At 69.7% G+C, this 18,106-nt stretch carries 15 protein-coding genes; 10 read left to right on the top strand and 5 right to left on the bottom strand.

What is annotated here, in order from left to right; all coding sequences use genetic code 11:
• Positions 1–75: 75 nt before the first annotated feature.
• From ACQQ2N_RS05735 to ACQQ2N_RS05725, 3 genes are read left to right on the top strand one after another with little or no spacing between them, the layout of a single operon-like run.
• A complete protein-coding gene (locus ACQQ2N_RS05735; protein WP_440224728.1) occupies positions 76–1,284 on the top strand; it encodes a DUF3419 family protein in 1,209 nt (402 codons plus the stop codon).
• Complete coding sequence (locus tag ACQQ2N_RS05730; RefSeq protein ID WP_440224726.1) at positions 1,271–2,002, top strand: class I SAM-dependent methyltransferase; 732 nt, start codon at positions 1,271–1,273, stop codon at positions 2,000–2,002. Before ACQQ2N_RS05735 ends, ACQQ2N_RS05730 begins: the two co-directional genes overlap by 14 nt.
• Positions 1,999–2,805 carry a UDP-2,3-diacylglucosamine diphosphatase gene (locus ACQQ2N_RS05725; RefSeq protein ID WP_440224725.1) on the top strand — a complete coding sequence of 269 codons (807 nt, stop codon included), beginning with the start codon at positions 1,999–2,001 and terminating at the stop codon, positions 2,803–2,805. The genes ACQQ2N_RS05730 and ACQQ2N_RS05725 overlap by 4 nt, the downstream gene beginning before the upstream one ends.
• Before the next feature lie 317 nt (positions 2,806–3,122).
• On the opposite strand, the gene ACQQ2N_RS05720 is transcribed toward ACQQ2N_RS05725, so the two are convergent.
• Entirely contained in the window at positions 3,123–4,268 is a 1,146-nt protein-coding gene (locus tag ACQQ2N_RS05720; protein ID WP_440225716.1) for a glycerophosphodiester phosphodiesterase, read from the bottom strand.
• 231 nt (positions 4,269–4,499) lie between these two features.
• Between ACQQ2N_RS05720 and ACQQ2N_RS05715 the strand changes: the two genes are divergently transcribed.
• Both ACQQ2N_RS05715 and ACQQ2N_RS05710 read left to right on the top strand, forming a co-directional pair.
• Entirely contained in the window at positions 4,500–7,109 is a 2,610-nt protein-coding gene (locus tag ACQQ2N_RS05715; RefSeq protein ID WP_440224724.1) for a TonB-dependent receptor domain-containing protein, read from the top strand.
• Between the two features lie 131 nt (positions 7,110–7,240).
• A complete protein-coding gene (locus tag ACQQ2N_RS05710; protein ID WP_440224723.1) occupies positions 7,241–8,995 on the top strand; it encodes a hypothetical protein in 1,755 nt (584 codons plus the stop codon).
• Positions 8,996–9,096: 101 nt separating this feature from the next.
• Here ACQQ2N_RS05710 and ACQQ2N_RS05705 read toward each other — a convergent pair whose 3' ends face one another.
• A complete protein-coding gene (locus ACQQ2N_RS05705) occupies positions 9,097–9,504 on the bottom strand; it encodes a VOC family protein (protein WP_440224722.1) in 408 nt (135 codons plus the stop codon).
• Positions 9,505–9,626: 122 nt separating this feature from the next.
• On the opposite strand from ACQQ2N_RS05705, the gene ACQQ2N_RS05700 reads away from it, so the two are divergent.
• Entirely contained in the window at positions 9,627–10,754 is a 1,128-nt protein-coding gene (locus ACQQ2N_RS05700; RefSeq protein ID WP_440224721.1) for a dipeptidase, read from the top strand.
• 101 nt (positions 10,755–10,855) lie between these two features.
• Positions 10,856–11,215: a hypothetical protein gene (locus ACQQ2N_RS05695; protein ID WP_440224720.1), complete on the top strand. Its 360-nt coding sequence runs from the start codon at positions 10,856–10,858 to the stop codon at positions 11,213–11,215.
• Here ACQQ2N_RS05695 and ACQQ2N_RS05690 read toward each other — a convergent pair.
• On the bottom strand, positions 11,172–12,200 hold the full coding sequence (locus tag ACQQ2N_RS05690; protein ID WP_440224719.1) for a LysR family transcriptional regulator: 1,029 nt from the start codon (positions 12,198–12,200) through the stop codon (positions 11,172–11,174). The genes ACQQ2N_RS05695 and ACQQ2N_RS05690 overlap by 44 nt on opposite strands.
• 106 nt (positions 12,201–12,306) lie before the next feature.
• Between ACQQ2N_RS05690 and aceB the strand changes: the two genes are divergently transcribed.
• The 3 genes from aceB (at position 12,307) to ACQQ2N_RS05675 (ending at position 16,622) form a co-directional block, all read left to right on the top strand.
• The gene (gene aceB / locus ACQQ2N_RS05685) at positions 12,307–13,911 is read left to right on the top strand and encodes a malate synthase A (RefSeq protein ID WP_440224718.1); all 1,605 of its coding nucleotides are present in this window, start codon (positions 12,307–12,309) and stop codon (positions 13,909–13,911) included.
• Between the two features lie 58 nt (positions 13,912–13,969).
• Positions 13,970–15,271, top strand: a complete 1,302-nt coding sequence (aceA, locus tag ACQQ2N_RS05680; RefSeq protein WP_440224717.1) for an isocitrate lyase — start codon at positions 13,970–13,972, stop codon at positions 15,269–15,271.
• A 322-nt stretch (positions 15,272–15,593) separates the two neighbouring features.
• Entirely contained in the window at positions 15,594–16,622 is a 1,029-nt protein-coding gene (locus ACQQ2N_RS05675) for a diguanylate cyclase domain-containing protein (protein WP_440224716.1), read from the top strand.
• A 37-nt stretch (positions 16,623–16,659) separates the two neighbouring features.
• Here the strand turns inward: ACQQ2N_RS05675 and ACQQ2N_RS05670 are convergent, their stop codons facing one another.
• Positions 16,660–17,316, bottom strand: coding sequence for a YecA/YgfB family protein (locus ACQQ2N_RS05670; RefSeq protein ID WP_440224715.1), 657 nt, complete (start codon positions 17,314–17,316; stop codon positions 16,660–16,662).
• Positions 17,309–18,079, bottom strand: a complete 771-nt coding sequence (xth, locus tag ACQQ2N_RS05665; RefSeq protein ID WP_440224714.1) for an exodeoxyribonuclease III — start codon at positions 18,077–18,079, stop codon at positions 17,309–17,311. The genes ACQQ2N_RS05670 and xth overlap by 8 nt, the downstream gene beginning before the upstream one ends.
• Between the last annotated feature and the right edge of the window lie 27 nt (positions 18,080–18,106).

Here is an 18,106-nt window from a genome sequence, read left to right as displayed (position 1 = left end):
GTGACCGCGCTTTCACGGGGTTGTCACGTGCCGGCGGGAGCATGCGCGGCGTTCCCCCGGACCCCGGATACCGGCATGCTCGCGGCCCCCGTTGAAGGCACCACGCGCCTGCGCGACCGCATCGATCGCCGCGTGTTCAACGCGATCTGGTCGCGCAACCTCGTCTACAACACCTGCTGGGAAGATCCCGCCGTCGATCGCGAGGCCTTGCGCCTCGGCGCCGACGACCACGTGCTCGTGATCACGAGCGCGGGCTGCAACGCACTCGACTACGCGCTCGCCGGCGCCCGCCGCGTCGACTGCGTCGATGCCAATCCGCGCCAGAACGCATTGCTCGAGCTCAAGATCGCCGCCGCGCGCGAACTCGCCTACGACGACTTCTTCGCCGTGTTCGGCGAGGGCCGCCACGCCGACTTCGAGCGGCTCTACCACGCACACCTGCGCCGGCACCTGTCGCCGTTCGCACGCACGTGGTGGGACGAGCGCACCGCGTGGTTCACGAGCCGCAACGGCAGCTTCTACTTCCACGGACTCTCGGGGCTCGTCGCGCGCGCCGCACGCACCTGGTTCCGCGCGAAGCCTCGCCTGCGCACGGCCACGCTCGACCTGCTCGAGGCACGCGACCTCGACGAACAGCGCCGCATCTACGACGAGCGCGTCGCGCCGGCGCTGTGGAGCCGCACGCTGGACTGGGCGATGTCGCGCCAGCTGTTCATGAACATGCTCGGCGTGCCGCATCCACAGCGACGCCTCGTCGAGGCGCAGCATGCCGACGGTGTCGCCGGCTTCATCCGCGACGCGGTGCGCTACGTGTTCCGCGAGCTGCCGGTGGCCGACAACTACTTCTGGCGCGTCTACCTGACCGGCCGCTACGCGCGCGACTGCTGCCCCGAGTACCTGCGCGAGGCGAACTTCGCCAGGCTGCGCGAGGCCGTGGACAACGTGCACACGCACACGACGACGGTCACGAACTTCCTGCGCGACGGCGATGCGCCGATCACGCGCTTCGTGCTGCTCGACCACATGGACTGGATGGCCTCGCACGATCCGCGCGGCCTCGACGAGGAATGGGATGCGATCCTCGCGCGCGCGGCGCCCGGTGCGCGCATCCTGCTGCGCAGCGCGCAGCGCCAGCCGGCCTGGCTCGACGCGGTGCGCGCCGGCCCGCGCGCGGAAGGCCTGCGCACCCAGCTGCAGTTTCACGATGCACTCGCCGACGCGCTGCAGCCGCGCGACCGCGTGCACACCTATGCCGGCTTCGTGATCGCCGATGCGCCGGCTTGACGCGCTGAAGGCCGATGCCGGCATCCTGCGCGCGATGCTGCGCGGCATGCCGCGTGCGCCGTCGCAGGCGCAGCAGCTCGATGCGTTCTACGGGCCGCAGGTCGAGCACTACGACCGCTTCCGCGAGCGCCTGCTGCATGGCCGCGAGCAGCTCGTCGCGCGGCTCGCGCTGCCGCGCGACGCGCACGTCGTCGAGCTCGGCGGTGGCACGGGCCGCAACGCCGAGTTCTTCGGTGCGCGCCTGGACACGATCGCGCGCTACGACGTCGTCGACCTGTGTTCCCCGATGCTCGAGCAGGCGCGTGCGCGTTCGGCACGGATTCCGCAGCTCAACGCGGTGCACGGCGACGCGACGCGCTGGCAGCCCGAGGCGCCGGTCGACGCGGTGATCGTGTCGTACGCGCTCACGATGATCCCGAACTGGCGCGCGGCGATCGTCAACGCGATGCACATGCTCAAACCGGGCGGCGTGCTCGGTGTGGTCGACTTCTACGTCTCGACGCCGGAACCGCTGCCCGGCTGCGTGAGCCATGGCCGGATCACGCGCCGGTTCTGGCCGGCATGGTTCGGTCATGACGGCGTGCGCCTCGACGACCAGCTGCTGCCGACGCTGTGCCGCGCGCTGCCGCGCCACGAACTCGTCGAGGCACGTGCCCCGGTACCCTACCTGCCGGGGTTGCGCGTGCCCTACTTCGTCTTCACGGGTCACACGCCATGACCGCGACGTCGCGCGTGCGTTCGGTGTTCGTCTCCGACGTCCACCTCGGCACGCGTGCCTGCCAGGCCGATCGCCTGCTGGCGTTCCTGCGCGCCTACCCGGCTGACCACCTGTATCTCGTCGGCGACATCGTCGACTTCTGGGCGATGCAGCGCGAGGTGCGCTGGACGGCGGCGCAGAACACGGTCGTGCAGAAGATCCTCAAACGCGCGCGTCACGGCGAGAAGGTGACCTTCATCCCGGGCAACCACGACGAAGCGCTGCGCGACCACGTCGGCATCACGTTCGGGGACATCCGCATCGAGCGCGAGTGCGTACACGAGGCGGCCGACGGCAAGCGCTACCTCGTCCTGCACGGTGACGAGTTCGACCAGGTCACCTGTCACCACCGCTGGATCGCGGTGCTCGGTGACGTCGCCTACACGTGGCTCGTGCGAGTCAACGTGTGGCTGTCGTGGGTGCGCCGCAAGCTCGGCATCGCGGGCTACTGGTCGCTGGCCGGCTACGCCAAGCGCAAGGTCAAGCTCGCGGTGAGCTTCGTCGGCGACTTCGAGGCATCGGTCGTGCGCGCCGTGCGCGACCGTGGCCTGGACGGCGTGATCTGCGGGCACATCCACGTGGCCGCGCTGCGCGACGTCGACGGCGTCACCTACGTCAACTGCGGCGACTGGGTCGACAGCTGCACGGCGATCGTCGAGCACCACGACGGCCGCCTCGAACTGGTCGAATGGCGTGCCGACGGCGACGCGGGCCTCGACGACGCCGTGTCGAATGTCACGCCGATCGAGCGCATCGCGGCCTGATCGCGTTGTCGCGGCGCTGAAACCTGCGCGCACGATACTGCGCCCACTCGAACGCCTCTCCAACGTCGGGTGCAGTGGACGGAAGCCGCCAGCGCACGCGCTGGCGGCTTTGTTTCTTCAGGGCCCCCGACAAGGCCCGTTCGTCCAGCGCGTCGCCGCACGGGCCATCCTGCGTGGGGTCAGGTTCATTTTCCCGAGGTATCCAGGGCATCGGGCGTGGACGTCCGGAAAATGAACCTGACCCCAGTGCGTGGACCCCAGACCGTGACTCGAGATCGTGGCCCCGGATCCCGGTCGCACCCTCGGGGCGAGAATTCTCAGCGTTTTCGTGAGGCCGGCACGCCCTTGAAGGCATCGACTGCCTCGCGCGCGAGCGCGGGGTCGTCCGCGAACACGCCGTCGACACCGGCGGCGAACAAGGCGTCCGCTTCGCGCCGCGCGCCGCGCTCGCAACGCGTTGCGGGATCGTCGCCGCAGCGCAGGGCCGGTGGCAGGAACGCGTTCTCGGGACGCAGCGTCCACACGTGCACGTCGAGGCCCGCCGCATGCGCGTCGGCGACGAGGCGTGTCGGTGCGGCGAGCCCGCCTTTCGCGTCGAGCGGCACGACCAGGCGCGTGGGCGGCGCGAGCACGTCGGCGTAGCGCGCGATCTCCGCGAGGCCGGTCTTCGTGAGCATCGAGGCATAGGTCGTGGCGGCGTCACCGGCGAGCACACGGTCCCATGGGCGCGCGTCGGGCGAGCCGACGAGTTGCACGAGGAACACGTTGCCACCCTGCGTGCCGAGCAGGCCGCGCAGGCGCTTGAGGCTGTCGATCTCGAAGGACTGGATGCCGACCGGCGCGCGCCGCGTGTAGGCATGGCGGCGGATCACCTTGAGCGCGGCCTGTTCGGGATCGAAGCCCAGGGCGCGGAAATGGCTCGGGTGCTTGAGTTCGGGGATCACGCCGATCGTGCGGCCCTTCTGGCGCGACAGGCGCGCGGCGAGCTCGATGACCTCGGCGAACGTCGGCACGCCGTAGCGACCATCGTGGGCGGTGCCGCGCAGCTGCGGCAGGCGTTCGCGCGCGTGCAGCGTGCGAAGCTCGGCGAGCGAGAAGTCCTCGGTGAACCAGCCGGTCACCGGTCCGCCGTCGATGTCGCGCGTCGTGCGGCGATCGGCGAACTCCGCGCGGTCGGCGACGTCGGTGGTGCCGCCGATCTCGTTCTCGTGGCGCGCGACCGGTATGCCGTCACGCGTCAGCACGAGGTCGGGTTCGATGAAGTCGGCACCGTCCTCGATTGCCTTCGCGTACGCCGCGAGAGTGTGCTCGGGGCGCAGCGCGCTCGCGCCGCGATGGCCGATGACGAGCACCTTGCGGTTCGTCGTCGGCGCCCGCCATGCCGCCGACGTCGCCGTTGCCGTTGCCGCGGGCGGCGGCACGGCGACGCCGAAGGCGAGCAGCGCGGTGAGCGGAAGGGCCATGGGCATCGCGGGGATCCTCTCGAGGCGGCGTTGCGCATCGCGTCGCGACGGCATCGATGGCGCGATCTTGCGCCTGCGTCACGATGCCGCCAAGGCCATGACACGCACGTGTCGGTCGTGTTCAACGGCGATGACGCGCAAGGCCGCGTCATGCCGTCGCAACATCGCATGGCTACGGTCCCGGTCGATCGGCGCGCGCCGTCGCGTCTCGTCCTACAGGGAAAACCTCCGATGAAACCCGCCACGCCCGCCGCGCGCGGACGACGCCTGCTCGTCCTCGCCATCCTCGCCCAGCTCGGCACGCTGCACGCGCAGACACCCGAGGACGACGCCGTCGTCGCGGCGGATCCGTCCGCGACCGAGCTCGAGGGCGTGCGCGTCCAGGGTGCGCGCTCCAGTGGCGAGACGCTGTACCTCGACGAGAAGCGCATCGCGCCCGCGGTGACCGAAGCGGTGAGCGCCGAGCAGATCTCGCGCACGGGTGACTCGGATGCGGCGACGACGCTGCGCCGCATCGCCGGACTGAGCCTCGTCGACGGTCGCTACGTCTACGTGCGCGGCCTCGGCGAGCGCTACTCGAGCGTGCTGCTGAACGGTGCCCAGGTGCCGAGCCCGGACTTCACGCGCCGCGTGGTGCCGCTCGACCTGTTCCCCAACGAACTGCTCGACGGCATCGTCGTGCAGAAATCCTACACGCCCGACATGCCGGGCGAGTTCGGCGGCGGCACCGTGCTGCTGCGCACGCGCGAGGTGCCGCGTGCGCCGTTCTTCCGCGTGCAGGGCACGCTCGGCTGGGCGGACGGCACGACGTTCGAGGATGGCCTGCGCTACGACGGCGGCGCGCGTGACTGGACCGGCCGCGACGACGGTACGCGCGAGCTTCCGGGTTCCCTGGCCTCGGTGATCGCCAACGGCGCCTACCTGCGCCCTCGATCGGCGACCAATCCCAATGGTGCGACGCCCGAACAGCTGCAGGGTTACGGCCGCGACCTCGCTGCGTCGGGCTTCGGCGTGCGCAACAAGGAGGTCGGTCCCGAGACCGGCTTCTCGATCGGGCTGGGCAACGGCTACGAGATCGCCGACGACGTGCGCCTCGGCGTCATCGGCGCGGTGCGCTACAACCAGGACTGGGAGAACCGCCACGAGACGCGCGCGACGTACGCGGCGAGCAGCGCGGGCCTCTCCAACACGGGCCGGCTCGACGTCGACAGCACGCAGCGCTCGATCGATGCGAGCGGTTTCCTCGGCCTCGGGCTCGACATCGGCATGAACCACCGGCTCGGCCTCACGCTCATGCAGCTGCGCCAGACCGACGACCGCACGCGCATCAGCGACGGCGTCGTCGACAGCGTCGAGTCGCGCTTCCACGAGCTGCGCTGGGTCGAGAACGAGCTCAGCGCGCGGCAGCTGACCGGACACCACGTGTTCCCGGCTGCGCGCGACCTCGAGATCGACTGGCAGTACACCAACGCCACCGCGACGCGCGACGAGCCGAACCGTCGCAACTACCGCTACGACTACGCCGGCGACGTGCTCGAGTACTCGCGCCGTTCCGACGCCCACGCGACCACGTACGGCACCCTCGACGACGAGCAGGACGACTTCTCGTTCAGGGCGATGCTGCCGATCATGCTCGGCGATACCACGACGCTCGCGATCAGCGCCGGCGGCGGCCGCACCGAGCGCGAGCGCGACTCGGCGATCCGTACGTTCGCCTACCAGCTCGCCCCGGGTTCGCCGCTGGCGACGCAGCCGGGCTTCCTCGCCCAACCGATCGACCTCGTCATCAACCCGGACACGATCCGCCCCGACGGCTTCGTGCTGCGCGAGGTGACGCGCCCGACCGACAACTACTTCGCCGACCAGTCGCTCGACGCGCTGTTCCTCAACGCCGACCTCAACCTCGGCGCCTGGCGCTTCACCGCCGGCGCGCGCCACGAGCGCAACGAGCAGTCGGTGACGACGTTCGACATCGGCAACTCGGCGCGCGAGCCGATCGTCGCGCGCGACGACAGCAGCCACTGGTTGCCGGCTGCCGGCATCACGTTCGCCTACAGCGACGACGCGCAGATCCGCCTCGCCTTCGGCCGCACGCTGTCGCGTCCGGATTTCCGCGAGCTGTCGCAGGCGCCGTTCACCGATCCCGAGCTCGACATCGACACGATCGGCAACCCGAACCTGCGCACCACGCGCATCCGCAACCTCGACCTGCGCTGGGAATACTACTTCGGAGGCCGCGACAGCGTCTCGGTGGCACTGTTCGACAAGCAGTTCGCCGATCCGATCGAGAAGCTGCGCGTGCCGGGCTCGTCGCCGCTGCTCGAGCTCGCCAACGCCGCAGAAGCGCACAACTACGGTATCGAGATCGACGCCAACAAGAACCTCGGCTTCGTCGGCGAGCGCTGGCTCGGCGGCCTCGACACGAGCCGCTGGCAGATCGGTCTCAACTATTCGCGCATCGAATCGTCGATCGACCTCGACGCGGCGAGCGCGAGCTACCAGACCAACCTGTCGCGCCCGATGCAGGGCCAGTCGCCGTACGTGGTCAACCTGCAGCTCGGCTACGAAGGCGAGCGCCACGAGGCGAACCTGCTGTTCAACCGCTTCGGTCGCCGCATCTCCGAGGTCGGCGTGCAAGGCCAGCCCGACATCTACGAGGAATCGTTCGACAGCCTCGACGCGCTGTGGCGCTACCGCATCGCCGAGGGCTGGCGCCTCACGTTCCGCCTGCGCAACCTGCTCGATCCCGATGTCGCGTTCACGCAGGGCGGTCTCGACACGCGCGCCTTCAAGCGTGGTCGCGAAGCACTCGTCTCGATCGAATGGCGCCCGGGATCCTGAGGCGCACTGACCGCAAACCGTCACGCCGGGGACAACAGCGCGTCACGGCTCCTCGCGCATCCTCGTCGAAGGGGCCGTCGAAATCGCTCGGCGTGGCGGCGTCCGATCCGCTCAACGAACAGGGATAACCCATGATCAAGACTCTCAAGCAAGCCGCGCTCGCGGCGTGCGTGGCGGCGGGCTTCGCCGCGGCTCCGTCGTACGCCGCGGTCGTCCTCACCGATGCGTTCTCCGGCAACTGGAAGGATGCCGACCGTCCGAACCGCGGTTGGGACATCGACGTGCTGCAGCGTGCGAACGGCAACAAGGTGCTGTTCCTCTACTCCGCCACGTACGACGCGCAGGGCAAGCCCATGTGGGTCACGACGAACTTCGAGATCAAGGAGTTCGAGTTCCAGTGGACCGGCAAGACGCTGGCCACGTTCGAAGGCGGCAGCTTCGCCGGCAACGAGACGCCGGTGCGTCGCGACATCGGCACGGTCGACGTGCGCGTCGACAGCTGCGGCGAGATCAACGTCAGCATCACGCCGAACGCCGCCAGCGGCTTCGCGCCGCTGACCCAGCGCCTCGTGCCGTCGCAGTCGCTCGTGTCGGGCGTCGAGCAGAAGGGCCCGAAGTGCGTGTACGAGACCAAGTTCACGGGCTGCCCGGCCGGCTCCGTCGCGGGTGCCCTGCCGCGCAGCTGCGTGCTGTCGGGCTCGATCACGCGCGACATGACGCTCACCAACGACACGACGTGGGTGCTCGACGGCCTCGTGCGCGTCGGTGGCGACAACACGAACGCCGCCGTGCTGACGATCCAGCCCGGCACGATCCTGACCGGCAACGGCGCGACCTCGGACTACCTCTACATCCAGCCGGGCTCGAAGATCATCGCCGACGGCAAGGCGTACGCGCCGATCGTCTTCACGAGTCCCGACGACGGCATCACGAGCGATCGCCTGCCGGCGCCGAAGGACTGGGGTGGCGTCGTGCTGTCCGGCAACGCGCCGAACAACAAGTGCCCGACCGCTCCGTTCGACTGCCGCAGCGAGTTCGATCCGAACCTGCGCTACGGCGGCAACAACGCGCACGACAGCTCGGGCGTCATGCGCTACGTGCAGGTCCGCTACGGCGGCTACGTGTTCGCCGAGGGTCGCGAGGTCAACTCCTTCACGTTCCAGTCGGTCGGCGACGGCACGGTGCTCGAGTACCTGCAGGCCTACCGCGGCGGCGACGACGGCTTCGAGTGGTTCGGCGGCACGGTCAACGCGCGCTACCTCGTGGTGACCGAAGGCGGCGACGACTCGTTCGACTGGGACGAGGGCTGGAGCGGCAAGGTGCAGTTCGCGCTCTCGCAGGCCGGCAGCGGCCTCGGCGAGGACAACGGCTTCGAGTCGTCGAACCAGAACCAGAACCACGACGCCCTGCCGCGCGCCACGCCGACGTTCGCGAACTTCACGTTCCTCGGCAGCGCCACGGCCGGTGACGGCATCCACCTCAAGGAAGGCACCGGTGGTCGCCTCGTGAACGGCATCGTCAGCGGCTTCGATCGTTCGGGCAAGGCCTGCCTCGCGATGTTCAATGCCTCGACGTTCACGGCCGCGGGTACGCCGACCGCACTGACCGGCGTGCTCACGCTCGACCACACGTTCCTCAACTGTGCGACCACGTACCGCGCCGACTCGGCCGCGCCGTGGACCCCGCAGGCGTTCTTCACGGCGCAGGCGTCGAACTCCACCGCGAACCCGCAGCTCAACGGCTTCCTGCCGAGCGCCACGTCCCCGGTGCGCACCGGTGGCCGTCTGGTCCAGGACGCGTTCTTCGCCCCGGCCCCGTACGCGGGTGCCTTCGCGGGTCCGCACGACGACTGGACCAAGCCGTGGACCTACGCGGTGCCGCGTTGACCGACGTTTGACGGATCCGCCGCACGGACGCGGCGCCGGCACGGATGCCTCCCTTCGAACCCGCGGTGCTCAGGCACCGCGGGTTTTTCATGCGCCGCGCTTCAGCCGCGTACCGCGGCCTTGAGCTCGATGCCGTTGCCTTCGGGGTCGCGCAGGTACAGCGACGGACCGTCGCCGTGCGCACCGAAGTTGTCCTCTTCGGGACCGACGTCGACGCCGACACGCGCGAAGGCTTCGCGTAGTCGCGCGTGGTCGAAGTCCTCGATGCGCAGGCACAGGTGTTCCATGTTGCGCGCCTCGCGGCCCGGTGCCGCTCCGCCTGCCCGGCCGAGCCGGCCGTCGACGGCGACGAGGTCGATCAGGCTGTCGCCGGCACGCAGGTGCACGAGGCCGAGGTCGTCACGGCGGCGCTCGACCGGACAGCCGAGCACGTCGCGGTAGAACGCGACCATGCGCTCGAGATCGATCGCGCGGATGACGACGTGGTCGATGGCCTGGATGCGCAGCATCGGGTCGCTCCTTCCCTGCATGGGTATGGAGACACCATGGATGTCGTCGCGTGCAAGTGCAAGATGCGGCGCGTGCGTCGATGGGCTACGGTGCAGGTTTCCGGGCTGCCGGGAACACGCGCATGACCGACCGTCGCCGCTTCCTCGCCTTGTCGGCCGCCGCGCTCGCGGCGCTCGCCACCGCGCCTGCGCATGCGGCGGCCGCGAAGGCACCGCGCTTCCGCGACCGCCTCGCTATCGACGGTGCCGGTGGCCTCGGCGTGTACTGGTTCGACGAAGGCGATCCGCGGGCGAAGGACGATCTCGCCGCGTTGCGTGCCTCGGGCCTCGACGCGATCGTGCTGACGGTCGCGCCTTCCGGGCGCTTCTGGCTCGACGACGCCGCACGCGAGAAGACCGAGCAGGCGATCGCGCGCTGCAAGGCGATGGTCGCGCGCCATGCCGACCACCTGCTGCTCGTGCAGGAGGGCGCCGATCTCGAGCGCGCGCGACGTGGCGGGCGCACCGGCATCGTGATGACGTTCCAGGGCACCGAATCGCTCGGAGAGGACATCGATCGCATCGCCCGTTTCCGCGAACTCGGCGTGCGCGTGATCCAGCTCACCCACAACCGCCGCAACCTCGTCGGCGACGGCGCGACGGAACCCGGCAACGCGGGCCTGAGCCGGTTCGGCCATGCCGTCGTCGAGCGTCTCAATGCCGAGCGCGTCGTCGTCGATCTCGCGCACGGCTCGCAACGCACGATCGCGGAAGGCATCCGCGCCTCGAAGGCGCCCGTGCTGATCAGCCACACCGGCTGCCGTGCACTCGCCGACCTGCCGCGCAACACCGGCGACGCCGAGCTGCGTGCACTCGCCGAGCGCGGCGGTGTCGCCGGCATCATCCTGTGGCCGTACCTGCGTACCGACACGCAGCCGATGGCCGTCGACGTGATCCGGCATCTCGAGCACGCGATCGACGTCTGTGGCGAGGACCACGTCGGCATCGGCACCGATGCGGGCGTCGCGCCGATCGACCGCAGTGGCGATTTCGAGAAGGAGAACCGCGCGATGATCGCCGGCATGGTCGCCGACGGCATCTTCGAGAAGGGCCGTCCGCCCGATCTCTACACGTTCATTCCCGACCTCAATCGCGCCGACCGTTTCGACGTGATCGCCGACCTGCTCGCGCAGCGTGGCCACGGCGAGGCACGCATCGCCAAGATCCTCGGCGGCAACATGGCCCGGGTCATGCGCGAGGTCTGGGGCTGAACGCGCGGTTCCACGGTTTCCCCACAGTCACGGGGTGGGATTTCACCCAGGTTTAACCGCGCTGCACCTACCGTGGCCCCACGTCCGACGGAGTCGCGCCGATGAACCACGACCCCATGCTCGACACGCCGTCCGGTGCATGGTCCGACGACGGCGCGCACGACGCCCCGCCGCCGACCACCGCCGACGTGAGCGTCACGCGCGATGTGCTCGCGCAGGCCGGCGATCTCGCCCTGCGTACCCTCACCTCGCGCGAGTTCGCCGCTGCGGTACCCGCTGCGCCCGTGTCCGGTGCGACCCCGGATGGCCTCGCCGCGATCTCGGGCGAGTACCGTCGCCGCGTGCGCGACGAGGGCGTCGTGCACGCCGACCGCTGGCTGGCCGGCGCGCTCGGCCTCGGTCCGTCGGGCCTCCCGCCTAGCGCTCGGAGTGGCCTGCCTCGAAGAAATCGCGGCGCGTGAACAGGCCGGGCCGGATCAGGTCGATGAACGCGCGTGCGTCGGCGCTCAGGTACTTGCCCTTGCGCACGACCACGCCGTAGCTGCGCTGCGGGAAGTACTGGCGCAGGTTGCGCACGGCGAGACGGCCCTGGTCCTCGGGTCCGATGCAGATGCCCGTCACGATCGAGATGCCGAGCCCCATCGCGACGTACTGCTTGATGACCTCCCAGCCGCCGACCTCGATCGCGACGTGATACGGCACGTTGCGCTGGTGGAACACGAGGTCGACGAGGCGATAGGTGGTCAGGCGCTTGGGCGGCAGGATCAGGCCGTGCGGGGAGAGATCCTCCAGCGTGATCTCGGGCTTGCTCGCGAGCGGATGGCCGAGCGGCGTGATCAGCAACGGATCGAAATGGTGCAGCGGCTCGTACGAGAGGTCGTTCGGCACGTCGAGCATCGAACCGACCGCGAAATCGACCTCGTCCGAGCGCAGCAGCGCGAGGCCGTCGCTGCCGGTCACGTTGTGCAGGTTGAGCGGCACGTCCGGGTGACGCTCGCGGAACGTCGCGACCATCTGCGGCAGCAGGTACTGGATCGTCGCGTTGCCGCAGGCGATGTCGAGGCCGGCCGGGCCGATGCCCTGCGTGCTCGCTCGGAACGCCTCGTCGAGCGCCTCGAGGCCGTCGACGAGCGGTCTTGCGAGGTCGTACAGCACCTGGCCGCGTGGCGTCAGAGCGACGCGGCGTCGGCGGCGCTCGACGAGCTCGGTACCGAGCTCCTTCTCGAGCGCGGCGAGCTGCAGGCTCACCGAGGGCTGCGACAGGAACAGCGCGTCGGCCGCGCGTGACAGCGTGCCGAGCTTGACCGTGTAGCAGAACGCGCGCAGCTGCTTGAGCCGGTTGCCCTTGTAGTAGAAGCGCGGCTCGGCGGCCTCGGTGGCGCGCGAGGAGGCACTCCGGGCACCCGCGCGGCGTACTGAAGCTTTCTTTTTCGGCTTGTCCTTCAATGTCTTGCCAATGAATTGACAAATTCAATGATCCGCATTGAAACATTTGCTTTGTCAAATGAAAAGTCGCGGGCGTAGCCTGCGCCTCCGTTCGAGGAGCCTGCCGATGTCCGCTGCAATCGACGCCCTGGCCTTGCCGCACGACCTTCCCGAAGGCGTCGACCTCGACGCGCCGGGTGACGCGCGCGTCCTCACGCAGGACGCCCTCGCGTTCGTGGCCGACCTGCACCGCCGCTTCGATGCGCGCCGCCTCGACCTGCTCGCCGCGCGCCGCACGCGCCAGGCGCGCTTCGACGCCGGTGACGCACCCGACTTCCTCGCCGAGACCGCCGCGCTGCGCGCCGCCGACTGGCGCGTCGCGCAGATCCCGGGCGCGTTGTGGGATCGCCGCGTCGAGATCACCGGACCGGTCGACCGCAAGATGATCATCAACGCGCTCAACTCGGGCGCGCGCGTGTTCATGGCCGACTTCGAGGATTCGACCTCGCCGACCTGGCGCAACCTGCTCGACGGCCAGGCCAACCTCGCCGATGCGGTCGCCGGCACGATCACGTTCCGTTCGCCCGACGGCCGCGACTACCGCCTGCGCCCCGATCCGGCCGTGCTCGTCGTGCGTCCGCGTGGCTGGCACCTGCCCGAGAAGCACGTGCGTATCGACGGGGCGCCGACGTCCGGCGCGCTGTTCGACGCGGGCCTGTACCTCTTCCACAACGCGGCCGCGCTGCATGCGCGCGATCGCGGTCCCTACCTCTACCTGCCCAAGCTCGAGAGCCACCGCGAGGCGGCGCTGTGGGACGAGGTGCTCGCCGACGCCGAACACGCGCTCGACCTGCCCGTCGGCACGATCAAGGTCACCGTGCTCATCGAGACGCTGCCCGCCGTGTTCGAGATGGACGAGATCCTGCACGCGCTGCGCACGCGCGTGGTCGGCCTCAACTGCGGGCGGTGGGACTACATCTTTTCCTACATCAAGACGTTCCGCGCGCAGCGCACCCACGTGCTGCCCGAGCGCGGCCAGGTCGGCATGGGCGCGGCCTTCCTCAAGGCGTATTCGGAGCTGCTGATCCGCACCTGTCACCGCCGCGGCGCGTTCGCGATGGGAGGCATGGCCGCACAGATCCCGATCAGCGGCGACGCCGCGGCGAACGAGGCCGCGATGGCGCGCGTGCGTGCCGACAAGCAGCGCGAGGCCGGTGCCGGCCACGACGGCACATGGATCGCCCATCCGGGCCTGCTGCCGATCGCGCTCGAGGCCTTCGACGCGGCGATGCCGGGACCCAACCAGCTCGAGCGCCTGCGCGAGGACGTCGTCGTCGCGCGTGACGACCTGCTGCTCGCGCCGCCCGGCACGATCACGCGCGCGGGCTTCGAGGCCAACGTCGACGTCTGCCTGCGCTATCTCGCGGCATGGCTCGACGGCCTCGGCTGCGTGCCGATCCACCACCTCATGGAAGACGCCGCGACCGCCGAGATCTCGCGCGCCCAGCTGTGGCAGTGGCTGCATCACGAAGGCCTGCGCCTCGACGACGGCACGCCGATCGATCTCGTGCTGTTCGAGGCCGTGCTCGCCGGCGCTTCGACGCGCCTGCCGGCCGCGGGCCTGCCTGGCCAGGCGCGCCTCGTCGAGGCGACCGCGATGCTCGACGCGTTCACGCGCGCCGACGAGCTCGCCGACTTCCTCACGCTGGCCGCCTACGAGCGCCTCGCCTGATTCCGTCCACGTCATTTCCGCACGTCCACCGCGCCACCTCGACCCCAGGAGCACCCCGATGAGCAAGAACCCGCTGCCGAGCGCCGAACAACTCAAGCTCGACTGGACCAACAACGCGCGCTGGGCCGGCATCACGCGCAACTACTCGGCCGAGGACGTCGTGCGCCTGCGCGGGACCGTGCACGTCGAGCACTCGATCGCGCGCCTCGGCGCCGAGAAGCTGTGGAGCTCGCTGCATCGCGAGCCGTTCGTCAACGCGCTCGGCGCGCTGACCGGCAACCAGGCCATGCAGCAGGTCAAGGCCGGCCTCAAGGCGATCTACCTGTCGGGCTGGCAGGTCGCCGCCGACGCCAACCTCGCCGGCCAGATGTATCCGGACCAGTCGCTGTACCCGGCCGATTCGGTGCCGGCCGTGGTCAAGCGCATCAACAACGCGCTGCTGCGCGCCGACCAGCTGCACCACGCCGAAGGCAACGATTCGATCGACTTCCTGCAGCCGATCGTCGCCGACGCCGAGGCCGGTTTCGGCGGCGTGCTCAACGCGTTCGAGCTCATGAAGGCGATGATCGAGGCCGGCGCCGCCGGCGTGCACTTCGAGGACCAGCTCGCCTCGGTCAAGAAGTGCGGCCACATGGGCGGCAAGGTGCTCGTGCCGACGCGCGAGGCGGTCGAGAAGCTCAACGCGGCGCGCCTCGCCGCCGACGTCATGGGCGTGCCGACGCTGATCGTCGCGCGCACCGACGCCGAGGCGGCCGACCTGCTGACCAGCGACGTCGACGCCAACGACAAGCCGTTCACGACCGGCGAGCGCACCGTCGAAGGCTTCTACAAGACGCGCAACGGCCTCGACCAGGCGATCAGCCGCGGCCTCGCCTACGCGCCCTACGCCGACCTCGTCTGGTGCGAGACCGGCAAGCCCGATCTCGAGTTCGCGCGCAAGTTCGCCGAGGCGATCCACGCGAAGTTCCCGGGCAAGCTGCTGGCCTACAACTGCTCGCCGTCGTTCAACTGGAAGAAGAACCTCGACGACGCCACGATCGCCAAGTTCCAGAAGGAAATCGCGGGCTACGGCTACAAGTTCCAGTTCATCACGCTGGCCGGCTTCCACGCGCTCAACTACTCGATGTTCAACCTCGCCTACGGCTACGCGCGCAACCAGATGAGTGCGTTCGTCGAGCTGCAGGAGGCCGAGTTCGCGGCCGCCGAGCGTGGCTTCACGGCGGTCAAGCACCAGCGCGAGGTCGGCACGGGCTACTTCGACCAGGTCACCCAGGCGATCCAGCAGGGCCAGTCCTCGACGACCGCACTCAAGGGCTCGACCGAGGAGGAGCAGTTCCACGGCGGCAAGAACGCGGCCTGATAGCGGCGCTGGAGAACACGTCACGCCGCGGGCAAGTGCCTGCGGCGCGACACGCCGGCATCGGAACGCCGGGGGCGGAGGGAGAGCCCCGGCCGGGGAAGGCCGGAGCCTGCGTTCCGATGCCGGCGCTGCGCCGGACGCCGCACCGGAGTGCGACGCTTGCGGGCCCGCAAGGGTGCGGGACGACAGGCCAGCTTGACGCGGCCGTGATCGCCTGCGCACATGACGGAAGTCACATTTGCGACCATGGTCGGCCCGTCGTCGTCCTGCGGCGATCGGGTACCATGCACGCAGCAAGAGACGTCTCTTGATGGGGGATGCCGTGTCGTCGAACCAGTCCACGGGCAGTGTCGTGTCGATCGGACAGGCCGGTGCGCGTGCGCGTCCGCCGTTGCTGCCGCGCGAGCTGTCGGACCGCGAGCTCGGCCTGTTCACGAGCGTGGGCGACCGCCGCGACCTGCGGGCGGGCGAGGTCATCTTCCGTCGCGGCGAACTCGGCCGCAGCATGTTCGTGATCGAGTCGGGCCAGATCCGCCTCGAGTTCGGCGACGGCATGCCCGACAAGCTCATCGGTGCGCGCGAGTTCTTCGGCGAGCTGACGCTGTTCATCGGCAACCACACGCGCGTCGCCAACGCGGTCGCCACGTCGGCGACGACGATGCACATCATCGAGCAGCAGGCCTTCGAGCAGCTGCTCGACGCCGAGCCGCGCCTGCTCGCACAGTTCATGCGCCGCTCGTTCTCCTACCTCGTCGCGAGCGAGCAGCAGCTCATCTCGAGCCTGAAGCGGCGCAACGAGGACCTCATGGTGACGCTGGATTCGCTGCGCCAGACGCAGACCCAGCTCAACACCGCGCAGCGCCTCGTGCAGACCGACGAGTTGACCGGCCTGTGCAACCGGCGCGGCCTATACATGTTCCTCGAGCGCCTCGTCGAGACGCGCCTGCCGGGCACGCAGCTTGGCCTCATGCTCATCGACATCGACCGTTTCAAGCAGATCAACGACCGCTGCGGCCATCTCGTCGGCGACCAGGTACTGCGTGCGATCGCCGAGGAAGTGCAGGGCGCGGCCTCGGCCTGCGACTTGCCGAGCCGCCTCGGCGGCGACGAGTTCGCGCTGCTCGCGCAGGTGACCGGTGCCGAGGAACTCGCCGCGCGCGCGTCGCAGGTCGTCAGTGCGGTACGCGGCCTGCGCTTCCCGACCTGCGAAGGCCTCACCGTGAGCGTGAGCATCGGTGCACACCTGTGCGCCGAGGACACCGACTGGGCGATCTGGTACAGCGACGCCGACTGCCTGCTCTACGAAGTGAAAGGCCAGGGCGGCGACGGCATGCGCGGCCCGGCGGTCTAGTCGGCGCGACGGCGGCGCATGGCGCGCCGCCTGTTCCTCAATGCACCCACTGCCCGGCGCGGCGGCGCGGCGGCGTGTCGCCGGACGCGTGGTGTGCGGCGGCTTCCTCGTCGGTGGCCGGGTTCTCGCGCCAGTAATCGGCGACCGCATCGACCGCCTCGGGGATGCGCGCGAGGCATTCGTCGTACTCCTCGTCGCTGAGCGGTGCGAACTCGGCGTCGCTGTCGAACACCTCGTCCTCGATCGACAACGCGATGATCGGGCCGAGATGCTGCATGAGGTCGGAGTCCTGGCCGAGGCGGGCTTCCCATGCCTGCGCACGCAGGTCGATGCCGCGGCTGAAGCCCTCGCACCAGCCGCGCGCGGTGAACGCGAGGCTGCCGTCCTCGGTATCGAGTTCGCCGAGGATCGGCTCGTAGACACCGCCCTCGATCTCGAGGACGACCGAATCGTTGAGGCGCGCGAGCAGGGTCAGCACGCGTTCGCCCTGCTCGGCACTGTCGAAAGGTTCGTTCAGCACCTCGGCCAGCCATTCGTCGGGCTTTGGCGGCGCCGGGCCGATCGCGAGCGACGTCAGCAGGCCGTGCACGCCGTCGAGCAGCAGATGCTGGTCGCCGGGAAGCGCACGCAGGAACTGGTCGAGTTCCTCGAGTTCGGAATCCGCCAGCGAGGCGGGCCAGTCGGCTTCAGGCATCGTCGAGCTCCAGCAGCACCGGCGCGTGGTCCGAAGGACGCTCCCATCCGCGCGGCGAGCGGTCGATGGTGGCGGCGCGTGCGCGAGGCTTCAAGGCTTCCGAGGCGAGTACGAGGTCGATGCGCAGGCCCAGGTTGCGGCGATAGCCGGCCTGGCGGTAGTCCCACCAGCTGAAGTGGCCGCCGTCGGTGTCGAACAACCTGAACGTGTCGTGCAGGCCGAGGTCGAGCAGGCGGCGCAGCGCCTCGCGTTCGGGCGTGGAACACAGGATCTGCTCGTGCCAGGCGACGGGGTCGTGCACGTCGCGGTCGTCGGGCGCGATGTTGAAATCGCCGAGCACGAGCAGGCGCGGGTCGTTGCGCAGCTCGCCCTCGAGGAAGCGCGTGACCTTGTCGAGCCAGTCGAGCTTGTAGTGGTACTTGTCGCTGCCGACAGCCTGGCCGTTGACGACGTAGAGGTTGGCGATGCGCAGGTCGCCGACCGTGGCGACGAGGATGCGGCGCTGCGGATCCTCGAGGCCCGGGATGTCGGTGACGACGTCCGAGATCGGCGCGCGTGCGAGCAGCGCGACGCCGTTGTAGGTCTTCTGGCCCGAGAAGCGCACCTCGTAGCCGAGGTTCTCGATCGCCGCGCGCGGGAACTTCGCGTCCTCGAGCTTGGTTTCCTGCACCGCGACGATGTCGGGACCCGCCTCGCCGCACCACTGCTCGAGGTGCGGCAGCCGCACGTTGAGCGAATTGACGTTCCATGACGCGATCTTCATGGCGCCAGTGTAGCGGACTCGCGCCGG

The sequence above is a fragment of the Dokdonella aquatica genome (assembly GCF_051987395.1).
Taxonomy (GTDB): Bacteria; Pseudomonadota; Gammaproteobacteria; order Xanthomonadales; family Rhodanobacteraceae; genus Dokdonella.
This window is presented reverse-complemented; position numbering and strand designations above follow the sequence as displayed.

Excerpts from the sequence above, each read along its gene's own strand:
- ACQQ2N_RS05670 (WP_440224715.1), bottom strand. The coding sequence starts at position 17,316 with ATGCCTGAAGCCGACTGGCCCGCCTCGCTGGCGGATTCCGAACTCGAG.
- xth (WP_440224714.1), bottom strand. The coding sequence starts at position 18,079 with ATGAAGATCGCGTCATGGAACGTCAATTCGCTCAACGTGCGGCTGCCG.
- ACQQ2N_RS05720 (WP_440225716.1), bottom strand. The coding sequence starts at position 4,268 with ATGGCCCTTCCGCTCACCGCGCTGCTCGCCTTCGGCGTCGCCGTGCCG.
- ACQQ2N_RS05725 (WP_440224725.1), top strand. The coding sequence starts at position 1,999 with ATGACCGCGACGTCGCGCGTGCGTTCGGTGTTCGTCTCCGACGTCCAC.
- aceB (WP_440224718.1), top strand. The coding sequence starts at position 12,307 with ATGTCCGCTGCAATCGACGCCCTGGCCTTGCCGCACGACCTTCCCGAA.
- ACQQ2N_RS05715 (WP_440224724.1), top strand. The coding sequence starts at position 4,500 with ATGAAACCCGCCACGCCCGCCGCGCGCGGACGACGCCTGCTCGTCCTC.
- ACQQ2N_RS05710 (WP_440224723.1), top strand. The coding sequence starts at position 7,241 with ATGATCAAGACTCTCAAGCAAGCCGCGCTCGCGGCGTGCGTGGCGGCG.
- ACQQ2N_RS05695 (WP_440224720.1), top strand. The coding sequence starts at position 10,856 with ATGAACCACGACCCCATGCTCGACACGCCGTCCGGTGCATGGTCCGAC.
- ACQQ2N_RS05705 (WP_440224722.1), bottom strand. The coding sequence starts at position 9,504 with ATGCTGCGCATCCAGGCCATCGACCACGTCGTCATCCGCGCGATCGAT.
- ACQQ2N_RS05730 (WP_440224726.1), top strand. The coding sequence starts at position 1,271 with ATGCGCCGGCTTGACGCGCTGAAGGCCGATGCCGGCATCCTGCGCGCG.
- ACQQ2N_RS05700 (WP_440224721.1), top strand. The coding sequence starts at position 9,627 with ATGACCGACCGTCGCCGCTTCCTCGCCTTGTCGGCCGCCGCGCTCGCG.
- aceA (WP_440224717.1), top strand. The coding sequence starts at position 13,970 with ATGAGCAAGAACCCGCTGCCGAGCGCCGAACAACTCAAGCTCGACTGG.
- ACQQ2N_RS05735 (WP_440224728.1), top strand. The coding sequence starts at position 76 with ATGCTCGCGGCCCCCGTTGAAGGCACCACGCGCCTGCGCGACCGCATC.